General features: G+C 63.7%; 15 protein-coding genes and 1 pseudogene. 7 read left to right on the forward strand and 9 right to left on the reverse strand.

Annotated elements, in window-relative coordinates:
- Positions 1-9: 9 nt before the first annotated feature.
- The 3 genes from CBM2586_RS26150 to CBM2586_RS26160 form a co-directional block, all read right to left on the reverse strand.
- Positions 10-966: an ABC transporter permease gene (locus CBM2586_RS26150; RefSeq protein WP_115690711.1), complete on the reverse strand. Its 957-nt coding sequence runs from the start codon at positions 964-966 to the stop codon at positions 10-12.
- 379 nt (positions 967-1,345) lie between these two features.
- Positions 1,346-2,965: an ABC transporter substrate-binding protein gene (locus CBM2586_RS26155; RefSeq protein WP_115690713.1), complete on the reverse strand. Its 1,620-nt coding sequence runs from the start codon at positions 2,963-2,965 to the stop codon at positions 1,346-1,348.
- Positions 2,966-3,115: 150 nt separating this feature from the next.
- Positions 3,116-4,612 (reverse strand): aldehyde dehydrogenase family protein, encoded by a 1,497-nt coding sequence (locus CBM2586_RS26160; protein WP_115690715.1) that lies wholly within the window; start codon positions 4,610-4,612, stop codon positions 3,116-3,118.
- 503 nt (positions 4,613-5,115) lie between these two features.
- On the opposite strand from CBM2586_RS26160, the gene CBM2586_RS26165 reads away from it, so the two are divergent.
- From CBM2586_RS26165 to CBM2586_RS26190, 7 genes and pseudogenes are all read left to right on the forward strand, one after another.
- Entirely contained in the window at positions 5,116-5,412 is a 297-nt protein-coding gene (locus CBM2586_RS26165; RefSeq protein ID WP_172587122.1) for a hypothetical protein, read from the forward strand.
- Between the two features lie 139 nt (positions 5,413-5,551).
- A complete protein-coding gene (locus CBM2586_RS26170; RefSeq protein WP_115666387.1) occupies positions 5,552-6,409 on the forward strand; it encodes a GNAT family N-acetyltransferase in 858 nt (285 codons plus the stop codon).
- A gap of 486 nt (positions 6,410-6,895) precedes the next feature.
- A pseudogene (locus CBM2586_RS32205) lies at positions 6,896-7,009 on the forward strand (aldehyde dehydrogenase family protein); the annotation flags it as partial.
- A 70-nt stretch (positions 7,010-7,079) separates the two neighbouring features.
- Positions 7,080-7,799 (forward strand): cupin domain-containing protein, encoded by a 720-nt coding sequence (locus tag CBM2586_RS26175; RefSeq protein WP_115666386.1) that lies wholly within the window; start codon positions 7,080-7,082, stop codon positions 7,797-7,799.
- A gap of 20 nt (positions 7,800-7,819) precedes the next feature.
- Positions 7,820-9,145, forward strand: coding sequence for an NAD(P)/FAD-dependent oxidoreductase (locus CBM2586_RS26180; RefSeq protein WP_115690717.1), 1,326 nt, complete (start codon positions 7,820-7,822; stop codon positions 9,143-9,145).
- A gap of 74 nt (positions 9,146-9,219) precedes the next feature.
- Positions 9,220-9,516 (forward strand): hypothetical protein, encoded by a 297-nt coding sequence (locus tag CBM2586_RS26185; protein WP_115690719.1) that lies wholly within the window; start codon positions 9,220-9,222, stop codon positions 9,514-9,516.
- Between the two features lie 29 nt (positions 9,517-9,545).
- Positions 9,546-10,208: an aspartate/glutamate racemase family protein gene (locus CBM2586_RS26190; protein ID WP_115666384.1), complete on the forward strand. Its 663-nt coding sequence runs from the start codon at positions 9,546-9,548 to the stop codon at positions 10,206-10,208.
- 319 nt (positions 10,209-10,527) lie between these two features.
- On the opposite strand, the gene CBM2586_RS26195 is transcribed toward CBM2586_RS26190, so the two are convergent.
- From CBM2586_RS26195 to CBM2586_RS26220, 6 genes are all read right to left on the reverse strand, one after another.
- On the reverse strand, positions 10,528-10,851 hold the full coding sequence (locus CBM2586_RS26195) for a hypothetical protein (protein ID WP_145987449.1): 324 nt from the start codon (positions 10,849-10,851) through the stop codon (positions 10,528-10,530).
- Between the two features lie 247 nt (positions 10,852-11,098).
- Positions 11,099-13,081: an acetate--CoA ligase gene (gene acs, locus CBM2586_RS26200; protein WP_115690721.1), complete on the reverse strand. Its 1,983-nt coding sequence runs from the start codon at positions 13,079-13,081 to the stop codon at positions 11,099-11,101.
- Between the two features lie 144 nt (positions 13,082-13,225).
- Complete coding sequence (locus tag CBM2586_RS26205) at positions 13,226-14,341, reverse strand: porin (protein ID WP_115690723.1); 1,116 nt, start codon at positions 14,339-14,341, stop codon at positions 13,226-13,228.
- Positions 14,342-14,562: 221 nt separating this feature from the next.
- Positions 14,563-15,492: a 2-hydroxyacid dehydrogenase gene (locus tag CBM2586_RS26210; protein ID WP_115666380.1), complete on the reverse strand. Its 930-nt coding sequence runs from the start codon at positions 15,490-15,492 to the stop codon at positions 14,563-14,565.
- Between the two features lie 78 nt (positions 15,493-15,570).
- Positions 15,571-17,190: an ABC transporter substrate-binding protein gene (locus tag CBM2586_RS26215; RefSeq protein WP_115690725.1), complete on the reverse strand. Its 1,620-nt coding sequence runs from the start codon at positions 17,188-17,190 to the stop codon at positions 15,571-15,573.
- A gap of 151 nt (positions 17,191-17,341) precedes the next feature.
- Entirely contained in the window at positions 17,342-18,007 is a 666-nt protein-coding gene (locus CBM2586_RS26220) for a haloacid dehalogenase type II (protein ID WP_115666378.1), read from the reverse strand.
- Positions 18,008-18,281 lie beyond the last annotated feature (274 nt).

An 18,281-nucleotide genomic window follows, 5' to 3' on the forward strand; every position in this document is an offset into this window, starting at 1 on the left:
TTCAAGGCATCAGCGGTGGCGCAGACGCGGGTTGGCAACGATGCCGCACACATCGGCAAGCGTGACGAGGGTCAGGTAGGTGGCGCAGAAAATCATGGCGCACACCTGGACCACGGGCATGTCGCGCTGGGCGACACTGTCGACCATCAGCTTGGCGATGCCCGGGTAGTTGAAGATGGTCTCGATGATGATGACGCCGCCCAGCAGGTAGGACAGGCTCAGCGCCACGGCATTGGCGATCGGGCCGATGGCGTTGGGCAGCGCGTGGAACAGCACCAGGCGGGTCGCGGAAGCACCCTTGAGCCGCACCATCTCGATGTAGGGCGCCTGCAGCTGGTCGATCACCGCGGCGCGCGTCATGCGCAGCATCTGCGCCACGATCACGCAGCACAGCGTCAGCACCGGCATGGCCAGCGAACGCAGCACCTTGTCCCAGGACTCGTCGTTGCCGACATAGGCCAGCGCGGGCAGCCAGCGCAGCTGGACCGCGAACAGCAACACCGCCAGCGTGGCGACCAGGAATTCGGGCACGGAGACTACTGCCACCGCGCCGAGGCTGACGCCGCGGTCGAACCAGGTGCCGCGATAGACCGCCGCGAGGATGCCGAGGCCCAGCGCCACCGGCACCGAAATCAGCGCGGTCAGGCCCGCCAGCAGCAGCGAATTGGGCAGCCGGCTGCCGACGGCCTCCGACACCGGCATGTGGGTAGCCAGGGACTCGCCGGCATCGCCGGTCAGCAGGCCGCGCAGCCAGTGGGCGTAGCGTACCGGCGCCGGCACGTCCAGGCCCATCTGGCTGCGCAGCGCGGCCAGGGCTTCCGGGGTCGCGTCCTGCCCGAGCTGTTCCTGGGCGGCGTCGCCGGGCAGTACCGCCGTGATCGCGAAGACGATGGCCGAGACGGCCAGCAATGAGATCAGCGCCAGTCCGACACGCCGGACCAGCAGACGAAATATAAACGGGTTCATGAGGGTCTCCTTTTCTAGTTGATCAATCGGGCCGTGATTTCCGAGGTCCGGCGCGTGGTCCGCCCCATCGGGTCGTTCACGGCATCCCGGACCGGTCCGTCCCGCCAGCACGCGAGCGGACCACTGCCAGGATCGGCATTCTTCAGATGGCCAATGGATGTATCCGAATCCATACCGGTAGTTGCACGCCGGCAAGCTGGACGCGGCAGGTGGCGACGGGCTGGTTCCAGCCGCGTCGCCCGGGGGGGAAAATCTATACCTGGCTTGAATCTGCTTCAGAAAATCTCGCGTGTTGGGGTCTTGACTCCGAGCGCTGAGGCGCGGCCGCAGGCGAAAACAGGGTCGGTGTCTGGAACGCGGCCATTCCAGCTTCCTCTGGTCAAGCGTCGAGCCAGACGTGCTCGGCAAACGCATAGCCCATCAGACCGCCCAGCGGGATGGGCGACAAGCCCTTGAGCTTCGTTGAATGCGCATCGATGCTGGACAGGAACAAGGGGATACCGATGCCCGCCTCCGCATGAATCATGGTTTGCATATCGGCATACAACTGCTTGCGTTTGGCGAAGTCAGTCTCGGCGCGCGCACCGAGCAACAGCTGGTCGAACCGCGGGTTCTTCCAGCGCGACTCGTTCCAGGGCGCGTCGGACTTGAAGAACTGCGTGAGGATCGTATCGGCGCTGGGTCGCGGATTCACATTGCCGAAGCCGACAGGGCTGTTGAGCCAGTGGTTCGACCAGTAGCCATCGGCCGGCATGCGCTTGATGTCGAGTTCCAGGCCAACGCGCTGGGCCGCCTGCTGCAGCATCAGCGCCATCTCGACCGAGTACAGCGCCGCCGGCGACGTCACCACCGGCACCTTGCCAGTCACGCCGGCCTTGCGCAGATGGAACTTCGCCTTCTCCGGATCGAACGGCCGTTGCGGCAGTTCCTTGAAATAGAAGCGGTTGGTGGGATCGATGGGCTGGTCGTTGCCAATGACGGCATTGCCGAGTGCGATCGCCTGTTTCATCTGCTCCCGGTCCAGCAGATACTTCATCCCCATGATGAAGTCCGGGTTCGTGCCGGGACCCACGTCCTTGCGCAGGATCAGGTCGGTATATTGGCCCGACCTGGTGATCATCAGCCCGTAGCCAGGAGTACCCTTGATGCGGGCCACGGCACGCGGGTTCACCATGGCGACCAGATCCATTTCGCCCGACAGCAGCGCATTGACTCGCGCGCTTTCGTCGGTGATGCCAACGAACTCGATCTCGTCGAGGTACGGCTTGCCTGGCTTCCAGTACGCCTCGTTGCGCACGGCAACGGTGCGCACGCCGGGGCGGAACTCCTTGATCTTGTAAGGTCCGGTACCGATGCCCGCGCTGAAGTCGGTGGTGCCGTCCTTGACGATCTGGAAATGAGAGGTCCCCAGGATCACCGGGAGATCGGCATTCGGCTGGGTCAACACCATCGTGACCTCGCCCGGACCGGTAGCCTTGACGCTCTCGATCTGCTCGGCCAGCACCTTGCCCTTGGAGGCGGTGGCCGGGTCCTTGTGGCGCATCACCGAGTACACCACATCCGCGGGCGACAACGCCTTGCCGTCATGGAACGTTACGCCCTTGCGCAACGCAAATACCCAAGTCTTTGCATCGGTGGTGTTGAAGGACTCCGCCAGCGCGGGGCGCGGCGTCAGGCTGGCATCGAGCGAGGTCAGCCCGTTGTAGACCATGTTGCAGCGCACATAGTCATTCTGGTTCGCCTGCTTGGCAGGATCCAGCGTATCGGACGCGGATGCCGTGCCAGCGGCCACACGGATGCGTCCGCCGCGCCGGGGTGTCTGCGCATGAGCCTCGAGCGCCTGGCCGGCCAGGCTACCGGCCAGCGTGGCTTGCATCCCGCCCGCCAGCAGCATCTTCAGCACATCGCGCCGGGTGGCGCCGCGCTTGAGTCCATCCAGGATACGAAGGCTTTCACCGGGACCGACAAGGCTAGCGAACTCGTTACAGCGATCCTTCATGGTCGTACTCCTGGTTTGGTGGGCAGGCCCAAGCAAAAGCGTTGATGTGCGGCGATTTAAGCATGCGTCCCCACGCCATTTATCGGGAAATGGGCGATTACGACGCGTAAAAGATGCGGTTTTCAAAAGCCCGGACGGCAGTTCCTGCGGTCAGGGATGGTTGTCGTTATCCCTTGCGGCAAAATCGATCAGCACGCTCTTGAAGCGCAGGTTTGCCTCCACCGCCTGGCGCCCGAGATCCTTGCCGATGCCAGATTGGTGATAGCCGCCGGTCGGGATCACAAAGTCCGCACTGCGCCCATAGCGATTGATCCATACCGTGCCCGCTGAAATGCCGCGCATCGCGCGCAGCGCGCGGCCGATATCGGCGGTGTGAACGCCGGCGGCGAGGCCATAGTGCTCGTGCGCGGCAAGCGCCAGACCCTCCTCTTCATCCTCGAAGGTTTGCACTGTCAGCACCGGGCCGAAGATTTCTTCCCGCACCGCAGGATTGTCCGCGCTTACGCCCTGGATCAGCGTAGGCTGGAAGAACGCGCCGCCCGGACCGCCGTCAACGAGGCCACCGCCGCAGCGCAGTTCCGCGCCGTTGCCGCGCGCGCGCTCCACGATGTCGAGGATGCGCGACGCCTGCACCGCCGAAACAATCGGCGCCAGCGTGGTGGCATCATCCCAGGTCGCACCGGGCAGCAGCCCGGAGAAGCGCGCCACGATGCGCTCGACCAGCGCCTCGGCGATGCCGCGTTGCACAATCAGCCGCGAGCCGGCCACGCATACCTGTCCTGCATTGCCGGTGATGGCGCCGGCAATGATGCCCGCAAGCCGGTCAAGATCCGGTGCATCATCGAATACAAGCTGAGGGCTTTTGCCGCCCAGCTCCAGCGTCACCGGCTTCGGCCCCTGCGACGCGCAAGCCGCCATGATCGCGGCGCCCGTGCGCGTCGATCCCGTGAAGGTCATTTTCGAGATCAGCGGGTGGCGCGTCAGCGCATCGCCCGTCGTTGCCCCGTCACCCTGCACCACGTTGAACAGGCCGGGCGGCAGGCCGGCTTCGATGGCCAGCTGAGCCAGGCGCACCGCGGAGAACGGCGTCAGTTCGGAGGGCTTCAGCACCACGGCGTTGCCCGCGGCAAGCGCGGCACCAACCTTCCAGGACACCATCACCAGCGGGAAATTCCAGGGCGTGATCGCGCCCACCACGCCATACGGCTCGGCTACCACCATGCCAAGGTGATCGTGGCGCGTAGCCGCCACCTCGCCGCCCAGCTTGTCGGCATACTCGGCGAAGAACCGCAGTCCCTCCGCCGTGAACGGTACATCCCATGCGGTAGCATCGCGCACCGGCCGGGTCGAGCACACCGCTTCGAGCGGCGCGAGGCCACCCACGTCCGCTTCGATCAGGTCCGCCCATCGGCGCAGCACGCGGGCCCGCTCGCGCGGCGCGCGGCGCGCCCAGTCGCTGGTACGCCAGGTCTTCCACGCGTCCCGTACGGCTGCATCGACCGCCGCGGCGTCGGCCAACGGAAGCTCGGCATGCACCTGGCTATCGGAGGGACGCCGCACGGCAATACGGCCGGCATCAGGCACGAACTGTCCACCAATGAAATGGCCGGTGGATACGGCGATAGTGTGGGGGTCAAAGACTTGCACGGAATGACGGGCGCTTCAGTCGCGCCAAAGGTGTGTTGATGCCTTCCATGCTAGACAAGAATGCCCAAGATTTATCTCGCTTAAGGACGGTGCTTCCGCATCGAATTGCAAAACTGGCACCTCTCGCAACCGAATCTTCCGAGTTAAGGAGAAACCCCAACGCATTGGGGTTCCCCGGCACGATTGCCCCGCCGAGTTGCACCAGCACAATGCTGGCCAGCGAGTTCCGTCTTGTCCAAAAAAAAACCGCGGGCATCGCTGCCTGCGGGCAAGGCTTCACAAGGAAGCGGAGACCACCGAAGTACCCCGGCAATCCTCCCGCCTACGCCGGCCGGAACATTGCATAAACCTTGGCCGCGTGCTCGCGGCCTTCCTGACTGCATTGCGCGTGCTGCTCGACCAGAAACATGTCGCCTTGCGAGAACGTCCGCGCCGGCCCGTCTCGTCTTCAAACGTCACGCTGCCGGCAAGCAGGTATATCAGCTCACTTGATCTCGTGATTCGTGAGGAATACGCTGCAATGGCGTGGCTCCCGCAATCCCTTGACAAGAAGACATGGATTCGCGCAGGCGCTGCCCGCGCTGATGGAGAATTACAGCACCATCGCACCTGCGGCATATCGTGTTCAGGCAGCCCGCAAACCTACAAACCGTGGCATTTGGACTCTGAATCAGCATGAATTGCTGCGGGCGGCACCAAGTCCTGCCGCGCAGGCGCCGGCCGACCCCGCATGCGGGCGCCAGGCAGCGGATTCGCAAACCGATGGCAGCGGCATGGTCTTAGCAATGGATGCGGTCTGATGCCAGCTTCACGGCATAAGCTCCGCATCTCGCAGCGGAGGTCGAGGTGATTATGTGGAATCGTATTTCCCCCCTTCGTTTCCCCGTGAAACGCATACCGACTGTGGCAAGATGAATTTCGTAATTAAAGGAAGACGCCATGCCAAGCCACGACAACAAGGATTCAGTGACCTACCGTGCCATGTCCGAACAGGACGTGCCTGCTGCCTATGCCTTGTCGCAGGCGCTGCGCTGGCCCCATCGGGCAGAAGACTGGCAATTCGTGCTGCGCCTGGGGACAGGCTTCGTCGCTGAAGACGCCGGCACGGTAATCGGCACCGCGCTATGCTGGAAGCAGGGACAGCAGGCATCGCTGGGAATGATCATTGTGTCGTCGGAACATCAGGGCAAAGGCATTGGCAAGGCGTTGATGCGCCTTGTGCTGGAAGTGTTGGGGGATCGCACCACGCTGCTCAATGCAACCCCTGCCGGGCAGCCCCTGTATGAACGCCTGGGCTTTGTTGCGACTGGCACCATCCACCAGCATCAGGGAACGATGAACACCGTCGGCCCGGTTGCACTGGCTGCGGAAGAACGGCTCCGCCCGCTCGAGCCAGGCGATATAGAAGCCGTGACGGAACTCGCAAGTCGCGCTACCGGCGTGTACCGTGGCGAGCTGCTGAAGGCACTGATTCCCATTGCCGAAGCTGTGGTACTGGAACGCAATGGCGAGGTGGTCGGCTTCTCGGTCTTGCGCCGGTTCGGCCGAGGCCATGTTATCGGCCCGGTGGTGGCCTCCGACAGCGAGCGCGCCAAGGCCTTGATCGCCCACTGGGGAAGTACCTGCGCCGGCTCCTTCGTGCGCGTGGATGTCACCGGAACCAGCGGGCTGCAGGACTGGCTCCCGCAGGCAGGATTGACTCAGGTGGATACCGCGGTGGCGATGGCGCGCAATGGCGTGCCGCAAGCCGACACCGCACTGCACCAGTTTGCCCTGATCAACCAGGCGCTTTGCTGAACCCTCCTGCTTGATGAAAGGTGCGAGGCGTCGAGCTTGCGCCTCGCCGCCTGATCAGAACCACCGCGTCAATGCGGTCTCCGGCGCTGTTCATTACGTATCATGCTCGCACCGTAGATTTCTACACGCGGTTGCGGGCCTGCTACTACCCCACTTGTTCAGTGAAGTGCGCTTCGGCCCCCGTGACTTCGCCGCCCAGCCGCACTTCAGCCCGTCAGCGCGATCAGCGCAGACATCTGTGGCTCAAAATCTGTGGCTCAAAATGCCGGAACTGGTGCTGATGGGCGTCCTGGCCTTTGTGCCGGGCGCGGCAGCAACCGGTCGACTGCGTCCGATGTGAAGCCCTCAGACCAATGCACGACCGCAGGATCTGCTGATAGCAACTCGCACAACGGCAGCCTGCTTTGCACGAGACCCTGATTACAGCACCGGCGCGAGGGGCACGCAGCTTATGCTTTTGGACATGCAAAGGCCCGACCTCGGCTCTATCCGGCATGGATCCCCGATGCGCCCTTTGGCGGATACAAGCCGTCGGGAGATGGCCGCGAATACGGAATTGAAGGTCTCGAGGAGTATTTTGCAACCAAAGCAATTCTTGGTTCCAGGAGGCCACGGCACCCAGTGCCGATTGAGGTTTCAGCAAGACAACGCGCAACGCGCAGGAGCAATCATGACCGTGGCCCTAGTGCTGCATCGCGCCGATGGCGCGCCCGTTTCAACCGAATTCCGCAGGGCGGCCTTCGGCAATGACGACCCCTTTGCGCGACAGCGCGAAATCGCATGGGAAGGACCCGACTCCATGATCGCTGGCCGGGCCAGCTTCATTGGCGAGCTCGATGTCGCGAGCTTCCCTCACATCGAAACCATCGTCGTGGTGGAAGGAGAGCTGACGCTGACTGAAGCAGGAGCGGCCCCGCTGGTCCTGGGTCCGCAAGCGGGCGCTGTCATCGGATGCGGCACGGCGCTGCGCATCCAGGCCGGATCCCGCGTGCGGTTTTCCTTTTGCGCAGCCGCTTGCGACAAGCCGACGAAGCGCGGCCTCATCCCGCTTCGCGCCAACGCCGACTTCAGGCCGTCCAAAGCCCCGCCGAAGGAGACGCTGCTCGGCCCCACCCCGGACTGCCGCAGCGACAATGTCTTCGCAGAGGAGGGCGCGCAGTACCTCGCGGGCACCTGGGACTCAACACCTTACCACCGCGTCGTCCGTCCGCATCGCCTCAACGAATTCATGCATCTGCTGGCCGGCAGCGTGCGGTTCGCAGCCCCCGATGGCAGCGTGCTTTCAGTGGGCACCGGAGATGCGCTGTTCGTGCCCCACGGCGCACCGATCGGGTGGGAAAGCAGCGATCGCGTGGCGAAATTCTACGTAGTTCAAAGCGTCCAGGCTTGAATCGACAAGCGAGATCCATTATGTCCCCTCCGCTGCACCATATCCAAACTTCGCCCACGCTGCCGGCGTCGGCTGATGTGGTCGTGATCGGCGGCGGCATCATTGGCGTCTTTACCGCCTACTACCTGGCCAAGCGCGGCGTTTCGGTCGCCTTGGTGGAGAAGGGGAGGATTGGCGCCGAGCAATCGAGCCGCAACTGGGGCTGGTGCCGGCAGCAGAACCGCGATGCTCGCGAACTTCCGCTAGCGAGCAAGAGCCTTGATCTCTGGGAACGCTTTGCCGCAGAAAGCGGGGAAGACACGGGCTTCCATCGCTGCGGGCTCTTGTATCTCAGTAACGACGAGGCCGAACTATCCCGTTGGTCCAGTTGGGGCGATTTTGCAAAGACCGCTGGAGTGTTAACCCATATGCTCAATAGTCGGCAAGCCGCCCAGCGGGGGCAGGCGACCGGGCGCGCCTGGAAAGGCGGCGTCTTCTCGCCCAGCGATGGCACCGCCGATCCTGGCAAGGCTGCGCCGGCCGTGGCAGCTGCGCTCATCAAGCTCGGTGGCAGCGTTCACCAAAATTGCGCTGCCCGCGGCATCGAGACGGAAGGCGGACGAGTCAGCGGGGTCATCACGGAAGCCGGGGTCATCAAGAGCAGGACGGCGGTGCTGGCCGGTGGCGCCTGGGCGTCCGCGTTCTGCCGCCAGCTCGGCATCCGTTTTCCCCAGGCCTCGATTCGTCAATCCATCCTGAGCGTTTCCCCTGTCGAGCATCGCTTGCCGGATGCCCTGTTTACGGCAGGCGTGTCCATTACGCGCCGCAGCGACGGACGCTACGCACTGGCCATCAGCGGCCGCGCACGCGTGGACGTGACGCCACAGTTCTTGCGATTCGCCCCACAGTTCGTGCCCATGTTCGCTAAGCGCTGGCGCAGCCTTCTTCCCGGAGGCCTGGAAGGCATTCGTGGTGGGCACGAAACGCTGAAGCGGTGGCGGCTCGATGCCCCGACCCCAATGGAGCGAGTGCGCATCCTGGATCCGAAGCCCGATCTGGCGACGGTCAGGGAGACCCACCGTCGCGCCCTCGAACTCCTGCCTGCACTGCGCGAAACAAGGATCACGGACGCCTGGGCCGGCTTTGTCGACAGCACGCCGGATGGTGTTCCCGGCATCGGCGCAGTGCCGTCCATACCGGGTTTCATCCTGGCTGCGGGCTTTTCTGGACACGGCTTTGGCATCGGCCCTGGCGCCGGCCACCTTATCGCGGACCTTGCCACCGGTGCCGAACCGATCGTGGATCCCATACCGTACCGGCCTGGTCGGTTCAGCGGCTCGGCATGGGGCAAGGTCGCCGACTTCTAGACCAGGTCCGTCTCTGCAACGCGCCGAACCCCGATTCAGCCCGTCAGCCCACCTACGCCGACCAGGAGAGATCCATGAATGACTCTAAGCGGGCACCAAAGGCATACAGGTTGCCGAGCGATGTGATCGTGATTGGCGGCGGCTTGGTCGGCTCGGCAGTGGCCTATGGGCTGTGCCAGCTCGGCGATCCCACCCATCTCCTCTGCTGCCTGGTCGCATACAACGTCGTGTTCATGCATGAAGGCAAGGTGTGCGAACAGGGAACACCGGCGGAACTGTTCGACGCGCCGAAGACGCCGCCGCTGCATCGTGCCGCCGCCGGGATTCCGCTGCGCGCGGAAGTCGACGCATGGCTCGCGCAGCACTGCTGATCTCTCCATTGACAACCCGAAGGGCTTCCATGATCCGGCGCATTGCCTTTATCCATACGGTCGCGATGCTGGTCGAGCGTTTCCGTCCGCGCTTCCAGTCGGAATTGCCAGACGCAGACTGCTTTCACATGCTGGACGAAAGTGTCCTGCAGGACCTGATCCGGCAAGGTCCTTCAAGCGGCATCACGCGCCGCATCGCCACACTCTCACAAGCGGCGGCCGATGCGGGGGCCGATCTGATCGTTTTCACATGCTCGTCAACCTCGCCGGCCATCGATACCGCGCGCCAGACGGTGAGTGTGCCGATCCTCAAGATCGACGATCCCCTCTACGCCCGCGTGGCAAGCGCGCCAGGCCGCGTCGGTCTGATCTGCACGACCCCGTCGACGGTCGCACCGAGCCGTGCACTGCTGACTGCGCACGCGCAGGGCGCCGGCCGCGATATCCCAGCGGAGAGCCTCCTGTGCGCGGCGGCATTCGACGCCTTGGCCAGTGGCAGGCGTGACCTGCACGATCGCCTCGTGTGCAAGGCTGCCACAGAGTTGGCGCCACGCGTCGATCGCATCGTCCTAGCGCAAGCCTCGTTGGCGCACTTGAGCGAACCGCTCGCCGAGCAACTGGGGCTGCCGGTGTTCGCGAGCCCGGAACTGTTGGTGCAGGAGGTGGTCGCCCGGGTGCGGGATTCTGCCTGATGCTTCTGTCATGGCGTGCATGGGCGTCGTTCAGCCCGATCCCGCCAGGTATCGAGGTCGGGGGCCAGGATAGCGAGGTGCTGGTCTGGGATGGCATTCACAGGGAATGGCCCCCATATTGACGGTCACCTCGCTGACTTCTTCCCCGCGGCAAGTGCGAGAGTGAACCGATCTGCAGTTTCCAGTTCGGCGTCCGCGGAAGTTGCACGGCAGTCCAGCTAGGTCCGGATTTCCAGTCCAGGAAAAGCGCACGTAGTCCAGCTGATTCCGGTTTCCTGCAACAGCAGCGCTGCCCTGCCCCGCTCCGCCATGCGCACTCTCATTGCCGGTCCGGCGCGAACTCGGAGGCAAAAACGGGCGCTTCCTCCATGCGGTAACGCCCATCTTGGCTCACGTAGTACATGGCGCCGCGGCCCCGGCGCGCAAACGTCACGCAGCAGGAATGTTCAAAGCGTCCGAAGCGGGTGATGCCGATCCCCGGCGCATCGCGCCACTCCCATACGCGCTGTTCCTCGATGCAATCGAGGACGCGATGCTGCGTTTTTGGATGCATGGATGAATTGAGCATCATGCTGACATAGCCAAAGTCACCCAGCGCGGGATAGCGTTCCCGCATGGCCGCCCAACGTTGCTTAGGAGACATTGGCGCTCTCCCTGTGCTGCGTGGTCTTGTTCGTCTGCTGCATTGCTTCTGCCTTTAGGTCACCGTTCCAGTGCCCGTCTTTGGTCCTTTCGCACATACCTGTGGCTTGACGACGTTCGCCGTCCGTTTCCCTATCGCTTCGTGTGGCCGCCGCTGAATTGACCGGCAGCCGCGCGCACCTCGCTTGTGGTGCGCAACGGCGTTGCGCACCTCGCTTGTGGTGCGCAACGCCGGTCGGCGGCCGGGCTTACTGTGCTTGTCTCAATTGCCCGAGGATCGCAGGATCTTCCAGGGTGGACAGATCCTGCGTGATCTCCTCCCCCCGGGCAATCAAGCGCAACAGACGCCGCATGACCTTGCCCGACCGGGTCTTTGGCAGGTTGTCAGCAAAGCGGATCTCCCTGGGCTTTGCGATGGGGCCGATCTCCCTGGCCACCCAGTCCCGCAACTCCCGGGCCATCTGCTGCGCTGCGTCCCCCTGCGGGCGCGCACCCTTGAGCACGACAAACGCGCAGATCGCTTCGCCAGTGGTGTCGTCCGGCTTGCCGACGACCGCGGCGTCCGCCACGTACGGGTTCGCAGCGAGCGCGGATTCGATCTCCATGGTGCCCATACGGTGCCCGGAGACATTGAGCACGTCATCGATGCGCCCGGTGATGCTGAAATAGCCGGTCTGGTCATGGCGCACCGCGCCATCGCCAGCGAGGTAGAGCTTACCCCCCAGGTCCTTCGGGAAATAGCTGGTGCGGAACCGCTCGGGGTCGCCCCAGATGGTGCGGATCATGGATGGCCACGGGCGCTTGATGACCAGGATTCCACCTTGCCCATGAGGCAGTTCATTGCCGGCTTCGTCCACCACGGCGGCCATGATGCCGGGCAATGGCAACGTGCAGGATCCCGGCTGCAGCGGCATCGCACCCGGCAGCGGGCTGATCATGTGGCCGCCGGTTTCGGTCTGCCAGAAGGTATCGACGATCGGGCACTTCCCGTTGCCCACGTTCTCGTGGTACCACATCCAGGTCTCGGGATTGATCGGTTCGCCGACCGAGCCGAGCAGGCGCAGGCTGGACAGGTCGTACTGCCCGGGATGCACGGCAGGATCCTTGTCGCAGGCCTTGATCAGCGCACGGATCGCCGTCGGGGCCGTATAGAAGATGGTGGCGCGATGCTTGCTGGCCATCTCCCAGCACCGGCCTGCATTGGGATAGGTCGGCACACCTTCGAACACGATCTGGGTTGCACCGACCGCAAGCGGACCGTAGGCAATGTAGGTGTGGCCGGTGATCCAGCCGATGTCGGCGGTGCACCAGAACACGTCCGAAGGCTTGATGTCGAAGGTCCACTTCATCGTCAGCATTGCCCACAGCAGATAGCCGCCGCAGGCATGCTGCACGCCTTTGGGCTTGCCGGTGGAACCCGAGGTGTAGAGGATGAACAGCGGATGTTCGGCGTCGACCCATTCCGGCTCGCAGGATGCGTCCCGGCCGGCGACCAGGTCGTACAGCCACAGGTCGCGTCCCGGGACGAAGCCGACGTCAGCACCCGTGCGCCGGTAAACGACGACGCGCCTGACCGTCTCGCAACCGCCCAGGGCCAATGCTTCGTCTACGATGGCTTTCAGCGGCAGGCGCTTGCCGCCGCGTACCTGCTCGTCAGCCGTGATCACCGCCACCGCGCCGGCGTCAATAATGCGCTCGCGCAGCGACCTGGCCGAGAAGCCACCGAACACCACCGAATGCACCGCACCGATGCGCGCACACGCCTGCATCGCGGCAATGCCTTCGACCGACATCGGCATGTAGATCACCACGCGGTCGCCCTTGCCGATGCCAAGCGCGCGCAAGCCGTTGGCAACCTGGCAGACCTTGGCGTGAAGCTCGGCATAGGTGATCCGGCTGACCTCGCCGTCGTCCGCCTCGAAAATGATCGCCGTCTTTCCGGCATTGCCATTGACCAGGTTGCGGTCCAGGCAGTTGTACGAGACGTTCAGTTCGCCGTCCTCGAACCACCGGTAGAACGGAGCATGGTCCTGGTTCAGCGTCCTGGCAAACGGCTTGTGCCAGTTGATGTTGTCGCGCGCTTGCCGGGACCAGAAGCGTTCGTAGTCCTGTTCGGCCTCGGCGCACAGCGCCCGATAGCCCTCCATGCCGGAGATCCTGGCGTGCTCCATGAAATGCACGGGAGGGTGAAAGAGGCCGGAGTCCTGGTTAAACGGGGCGATGTTGGACATGGCTATGTCTTTGAGCGAATGGAAGGCTGTCAGCTGATGAAGATGGCGTGCCGATCAGTCAGCGCGCTGTTTGTGCTGACGGATCGAGGCCTACCCCGGGGGATTCCGCTTGCCCCCGGGGGTCGGCGCGAATGGGATGTGCGTTCAGAACTTGTGGCGAATGCCGACGATCGCGCCAAACTGGTTGGCACCCGGGCGAACCGCTTCGCTTCTTGCACCGAGCTGGTCATTGAAGCCGACCACACCGAGGCTGGATTTGCCGCGGTTCAGCGAGTACGCAACCGAGGTGTAGATATCGGTGCGCTTCGACAGCGTATAGTCGACCAGCGCGACCAACAGCCACGGATTCCCGGCATTCCCCTCACGCAGGTTCTGGTAATACGCCGAGCCGGTCACCGACAGGGCAGGCAATACCTGGTAGCCAACACCGAACCAGCCGAGGTTCGACACCGTGTTCGCCACGGCAACGCCAGGCAACGTGGCACCGTTGAATGCATGCGCGTAGCGATAGCCTGCGTAGAGCTTGGCCGGACCGAGTGTATAGGTGCCGGCCACGGCGGCCCGCCGAATCAGGCTATCGGTCGAAAGCGCGGTGGGGGCGGACCGGTTAGACTGGTCGTAAATGGCGCCGAGCGAGAACGGGCCGCCGTCATAGCTGAGCGCCAGCGAGTACGAACGTCCATTGGTGAAATTGCCTGCGACTTCCTGGTTGTTGCTGTTGAGGCTGTACAGGGCCGTCACGCTCAGTCCGCCGAACTTGCCCATATATTTCGCGGAGTTGTCGGCGCGCGCTCCGCCCATGTACGGATCCTGCGCGCCGGAGGAATAGCGGGCCGCGATGGCCATCGGGTCATAGTAGACGCCGAAGTCAAAGAACGGGGTCGTGTGCCGGCCCAGCGTCAGCTGGCCCCATTGGCTCTTCAGGCCAACATAGGCGCCCCGTCCGAACAGACGGCCGCCTTGTCCCGACGTGCCGTTATCAAGGTTGAACCCGCTTTCGAGCAGGAAGACGCCGCTCATTCCCCCTCCCAGGTCTTCCACGCCGCGCAAGCCCCACCGCGATCCGGACTGGTTTCCCGACTGCATGGCCCAGAGATTGTGGCTCTGCGCGCCGGCCGGCACGGTGCCGGTCGAAGCCACGGCGTGGTTGAGATACTCGATACCCACATCGGCAACCCCGTACAGCGTCACGCTGGATTGCGCGTATGCGCCGGACCCAGCCAGCAAGGCGGCCGACATGGCCAGGAGCTTCAATTTCATGAAATCGTTTCCTCGAATGATGGCAAGCAGATTGTTTGCCTTTCCTGGAATGGCTCGGCAAATTCCGCTTTGCTTTTTTTTTAACGCCCGCGAACACGCAACGATCCTGCTGTTGCAAATCTATCCATAGCTATTCTTTTGGCTTCCGCCAGGCCACACCGCGGAATTCTTTGATGCTGTGGGTGAGCTGAGGCCGTGCTGACTATCCCGGCGCCGCAGTTTCAATACCCTCGCGCGCGGTCCACCAGCCCGATGAGCGGCTCGCCGTGCTCGAAGCGACGGATATTGTCGAGCGCGGCCATGGCGGCCGTATCCGGCCGCGTAACACTGGCAATATGCGGCGTGATCCAGACCTTGGGGTGGGACCACAATGGGTGGTCGGCGGGCAGCGGCTCCGGGTGCGTCACGTCAAGAATCGCGTCGCCGAGCTGGCCTGTATCGAGGGCCGCCATCAGATCGGCCGCGTTCAGGTGCTGCCCACGCCCGACATGCACCAGCCCGGCTCCGCGCGGCAACGCGTTGAACAGGCGGCTCCCCAGCATCCCGCGCGTTTCCTCGGTCAGCGGTAACAGGCAGACCAGGATGTCGGTGCGCGCCAGGAAAGCGTCGAGGGACTCGGCGCCAGCGAAGCACGTCACGCCTTCGATGCTGCGCTGCGACCTGGCCCACCCCGCGCAATCGAATCCAAACAGCCGCAGGCGTTCCAGCAGCGCCTGCCCCAACGAGCCCAGACCCAGCACGCCAATGCGCCGCTCATGCGCGGCCCGGACCTGCAGCGGATGCCACAAGGCCTGTGCCTGTTGCCGGCGATACGCCGGCATATCCCGATGCAGTGCCAGGACCGAGAACACGGCGTACTCCACCATGCCGTCGACGATACCCGGCTCGATCATCCGCACCAGCGGCACCTCGGCAGGGATCGCGCTCAGGTCGAACTGGTCGATGCCGGCGCCTGTCGAAAACAGTACCCGCAGGTTCGGCAGGCGTCGCCCCAGGTCTTCCGGCGGAACCCAGGCCGCCAGGTATTTGACCTTTTCCGGATCGCCGATGTCCGGCCAGATGCGGAACTCGAGATCGGATCGCTCCCGCGCAAAGATCTCGGCCCACTGGCGGCCACGCACCGGATCGGCCTTGTAAAGAAATGTGCTCAAGTATTCCGTCCCCTCTGTTCGATTGCCTTGTCGGCGCAGTGAAACGCGGGTGCCGGCAGCACCTCGCCCTCTGCCACATCACGCGTCAAGCCAGACGTGCTCGGCAAACGAATAGCCCATCAGGCCGCCAAGCGGGATCGGCGACAAGCCCTTCAGTTTCGAGGAATGTGCATCGACGCTGGCCAGGAACAAGGGGATACCGATGCCCGCTTCGGCATGGATCATCGTCTGCATGTCGGCATACATCTGCTTGCGCTTTGCAAAATCCGTCTCAGCCCGCGCGGCGAGCAGCAGCTGGTCGAACTGGGGGTTCTTCCAGCGCGATTCGTTCCACGGTGCATCGGACTTGAAGAACTGCGTGAGAATGGTGTCGGCGCTGGGGCGCGGGTTCACGTTGCCAAATCCGACATGGCTGTTGAGCCAGTGGTTAGACCAGTAGCCGTCGGCAGGCATGCGCTTGATGTCTAGATCCAGCCCCGCACGCTGCGCGGTCTGCTGCAGCACCATCGCGATCTCCACCGAGTACAGGGCGGCCGGCGATGTCACCACGGGCACCTTGCCCGTCACGCCGGATTTGCGCAGATGGTACTTTGCCTTGTCCAGATCGAAGGCGCGCTGCGGCAGATCCTTGAAGTAGAACCGGTTGGTGGGATCGATCGGCTGGTCATTGCCGATGACGGCGTGATCGAGCGCGATGGCCTTTTTCATCTGCTGGCGATCCAGCAGATACTTCATCGCCATCACGAAGTCGGGGTTCGCACCGGGGCCAACGTCCTTGCGCACGACCAGGTCCGAGTACTGTCCGGATTGCGTGATCATCACCGAGTAGCCTGGCGTAGCCTTGATCCGGGCCACCGAGCGCGGATTGACCATGGCCACCAGATCCATCCCGCCCGACAACAGCGCATTGATACGGGCACTGTCGTCGGCGATTCCCACCAGCTCGATCTCGTCGAGGTAGGGCTTGCCCGGCTTCCAATAGGCCTCGTTGCGCACCACCAGCGTGCGCACCCCAGGCTTGAATTCCTTGAGTTTGTATGGCCCGGTTCCGATGCCGGCAGAGAAGTCCGTGGTCCGGTCCTTGACGATCTGGAAATGCGAAGTCCCCAGGATTGCCGGCAGATCGGCGTTGGGACTCGTCAATACCACCGTGACCTCGTTCGGCCCGGTGGCCTTCACGCTCTCGATCTGCTCGGCCTGCACCTTGGCTTTGGAAGCAGTGCCTGGATCCTTATGGCGCATGAGCGAGTAGACCACGTCGGCCGGGGACAACGCCTTGCCGTCGTGGAAGGTCACGCCCTTGCGCAGCGTAAAGACCCACGTCTTCGCATCCGTCGTGTTGAACGACTCGGCCAGGGCGGCCCGTGGCGTCAGGCTGGCATCGAGCCAGGTCAGGCCGTTGTAGACCATGTTACAGCGCACATAGTCGTTCTGGTTAGACTGCTTGGCCGGGTCGAGCGTGTCGGATGCCGCTGCCGTGCCAACGGCCACGCGGAGCCGGCCGCCCTTCTTGGGCGTCTGCGCGTGGGCCGTGACGGCAGCGCCGGCCAGGCCCCCGGCGAGCGTGGCCTGCATGCCTCCCGCCAGCAACATCGCAAGAACGTCACGCCGAGTCGCGCCGCGCTTGAGCAGGTCCATCAGCCGAAGGCTATCGCCGGGACCGACAAGCTTCTCAAGCTCGTTGTGGCTATCGTTCATGGTTGTGCTCCTGATTGGTCTAATAAGAGAGAAACCGCTGCGGGGAAACAGCGACGGGCGAAACAGAATGCGCAGTGAAAGCAAGGCCCGGGCAAGCCGGTCCCTGAACGGCCCTTGAACCGAACATAGAGGCCGGCAGCGGGAAGGAACCTCAGAGACCCACTACGCCAGGCAGGCCAGCGATGTCCCGGATCTCGGTGTACTGGTACGCCGGGTTGCCAGGGCCATGGCCGCGGTTCACGAACACCTTGTGCACCACGCCAATGTCATGGGCCGACATCAGGTCGTAGCGCAGGCTCGACGACACATGCAGCACGTCCTCGGGATTGCAGCCGAGCGAGTCGAACATGTATTCGAAGGCCTTCAGGCGCGGCTTGTACGCCTGGGCCTGCTGCGCGGTGTAGACCCGGTGAAACGGTGCACCGAGCATGGCCACGTTCTTCTGGATCTGGGCGTCGGCGGCGTTCGACAGGATCACCAGCGGGATTTCCCTGGCCACTTTGGCCAGCCCCGCCGGCACATCGTCGTGCGGACCCCACGTCGGCACGGCATCGTAATACTGCTGGCCATCGCTATCCAGGTACTGGATCTTCCACTTCTTGCACAGGCGGCGCACGGCATTTTTCAGCACCACTTCATAGGGTTGCCAGTCACCCAGTACCTCATCGAAGCGGAAGGCGCTGAAGTCAGAGATAAAGTGCTCCATGTGTTCCGTCGGAATCCGATCGGCAAACAGTTCGCGCGTCAGCTCTGCCATGCGGAAGCGCGTCAGCGTGCCATAGCAGTCGAAGGTGATGTATTTAGGGCGGAACGTCATGGCGTCTGATCCTCAGTGGTGGGTTCCGGGGAACCTGCGTTTGGCCGCGCAGAAAAGGGGCTTGATTTCGAATCGATTAAAGCACGCAGGCGCACGGCGTTTGTTGGGAAGATTGCGCATGGCGCGCGGCGAAACTGCGGTTTGTCGGCGGCTTGGCGGCATCTCATGCGGTATGCACCGACGGTGGGCGCCGAAGCGTCCGCAACACACCGCTAGCGCGCTGCAGCAAGCGCCGTCAGCACTGGTCCCCGCCGGTGCCTCCCGCGACTGGCAA

The organism is Cupriavidus taiwanensis, assembly GCF_900250115.1.
GTDB lineage: Bacteria > Pseudomonadota > Gammaproteobacteria > Burkholderiales > Burkholderiaceae > Cupriavidus > Cupriavidus taiwanensis_B.

Bases quoted from the DNA above. Each gene is read 5' to 3' on its own strand.
- CBM2586_RS26180 (WP_115690717.1), top strand. From the start codon at position 7,820: ATGTCCCCTCCGCTGCACCATATCCAAACTTCGCCCACGCTGCCGGCG.
- CBM2586_RS26195 (WP_145987449.1), bottom strand. From the start codon at position 10,851: ATGTCTCCTAAGCAACGTTGGGCGGCCATGCGGGAACGCTATCCCGCG.
- CBM2586_RS26205 (WP_115690723.1), bottom strand. From the start codon at position 14,341: ATGAAATTGAAGCTCCTGGCCATGTCGGCCGCCTTGCTGGCTGGGTCC.
- CBM2586_RS26185 (WP_115690719.1), top strand. From the start codon at position 9,220: ATGAATGACTCTAAGCGGGCACCAAAGGCATACAGGTTGCCGAGCGAT.
- CBM2586_RS26150 (WP_115690711.1), bottom strand. From the start codon at position 966: ATGAACCCGTTTATATTTCGTCTGCTGGTCCGGCGTGTCGGACTGGCG.
- CBM2586_RS26155 (WP_115690713.1), bottom strand. From the start codon at position 2,965: ATGAAGGATCGCTGTAACGAGTTCGCTAGCCTTGTCGGTCCCGGTGAA.
- CBM2586_RS26215 (WP_115690725.1), bottom strand. From the start codon at position 17,190: ATGAACGATAGCCACAACGAGCTTGAGAAGCTTGTCGGTCCCGGCGAT.
- CBM2586_RS26190 (WP_115666384.1), top strand. From the start codon at position 9,546: ATGATCCGGCGCATTGCCTTTATCCATACGGTCGCGATGCTGGTCGAG.
- acs (WP_115690721.1), bottom strand. From the start codon at position 13,081: ATGTCCAACATCGCCCCGTTTAACCAGGACTCCGGCCTCTTTCACCCT.
- CBM2586_RS26220 (WP_115666378.1), bottom strand. From the start codon at position 18,007: ATGACGTTCCGCCCTAAATACATCACCTTCGACTGCTATGGCACGCTG.
- CBM2586_RS26170 (WP_115666387.1), top strand. From the start codon at position 5,552: ATGCCAAGCCACGACAACAAGGATTCAGTGACCTACCGTGCCATGTCC.
- CBM2586_RS26175 (WP_115666386.1), top strand. From the start codon at position 7,080: ATGACCGTGGCCCTAGTGCTGCATCGCGCCGATGGCGCGCCCGTTTCA.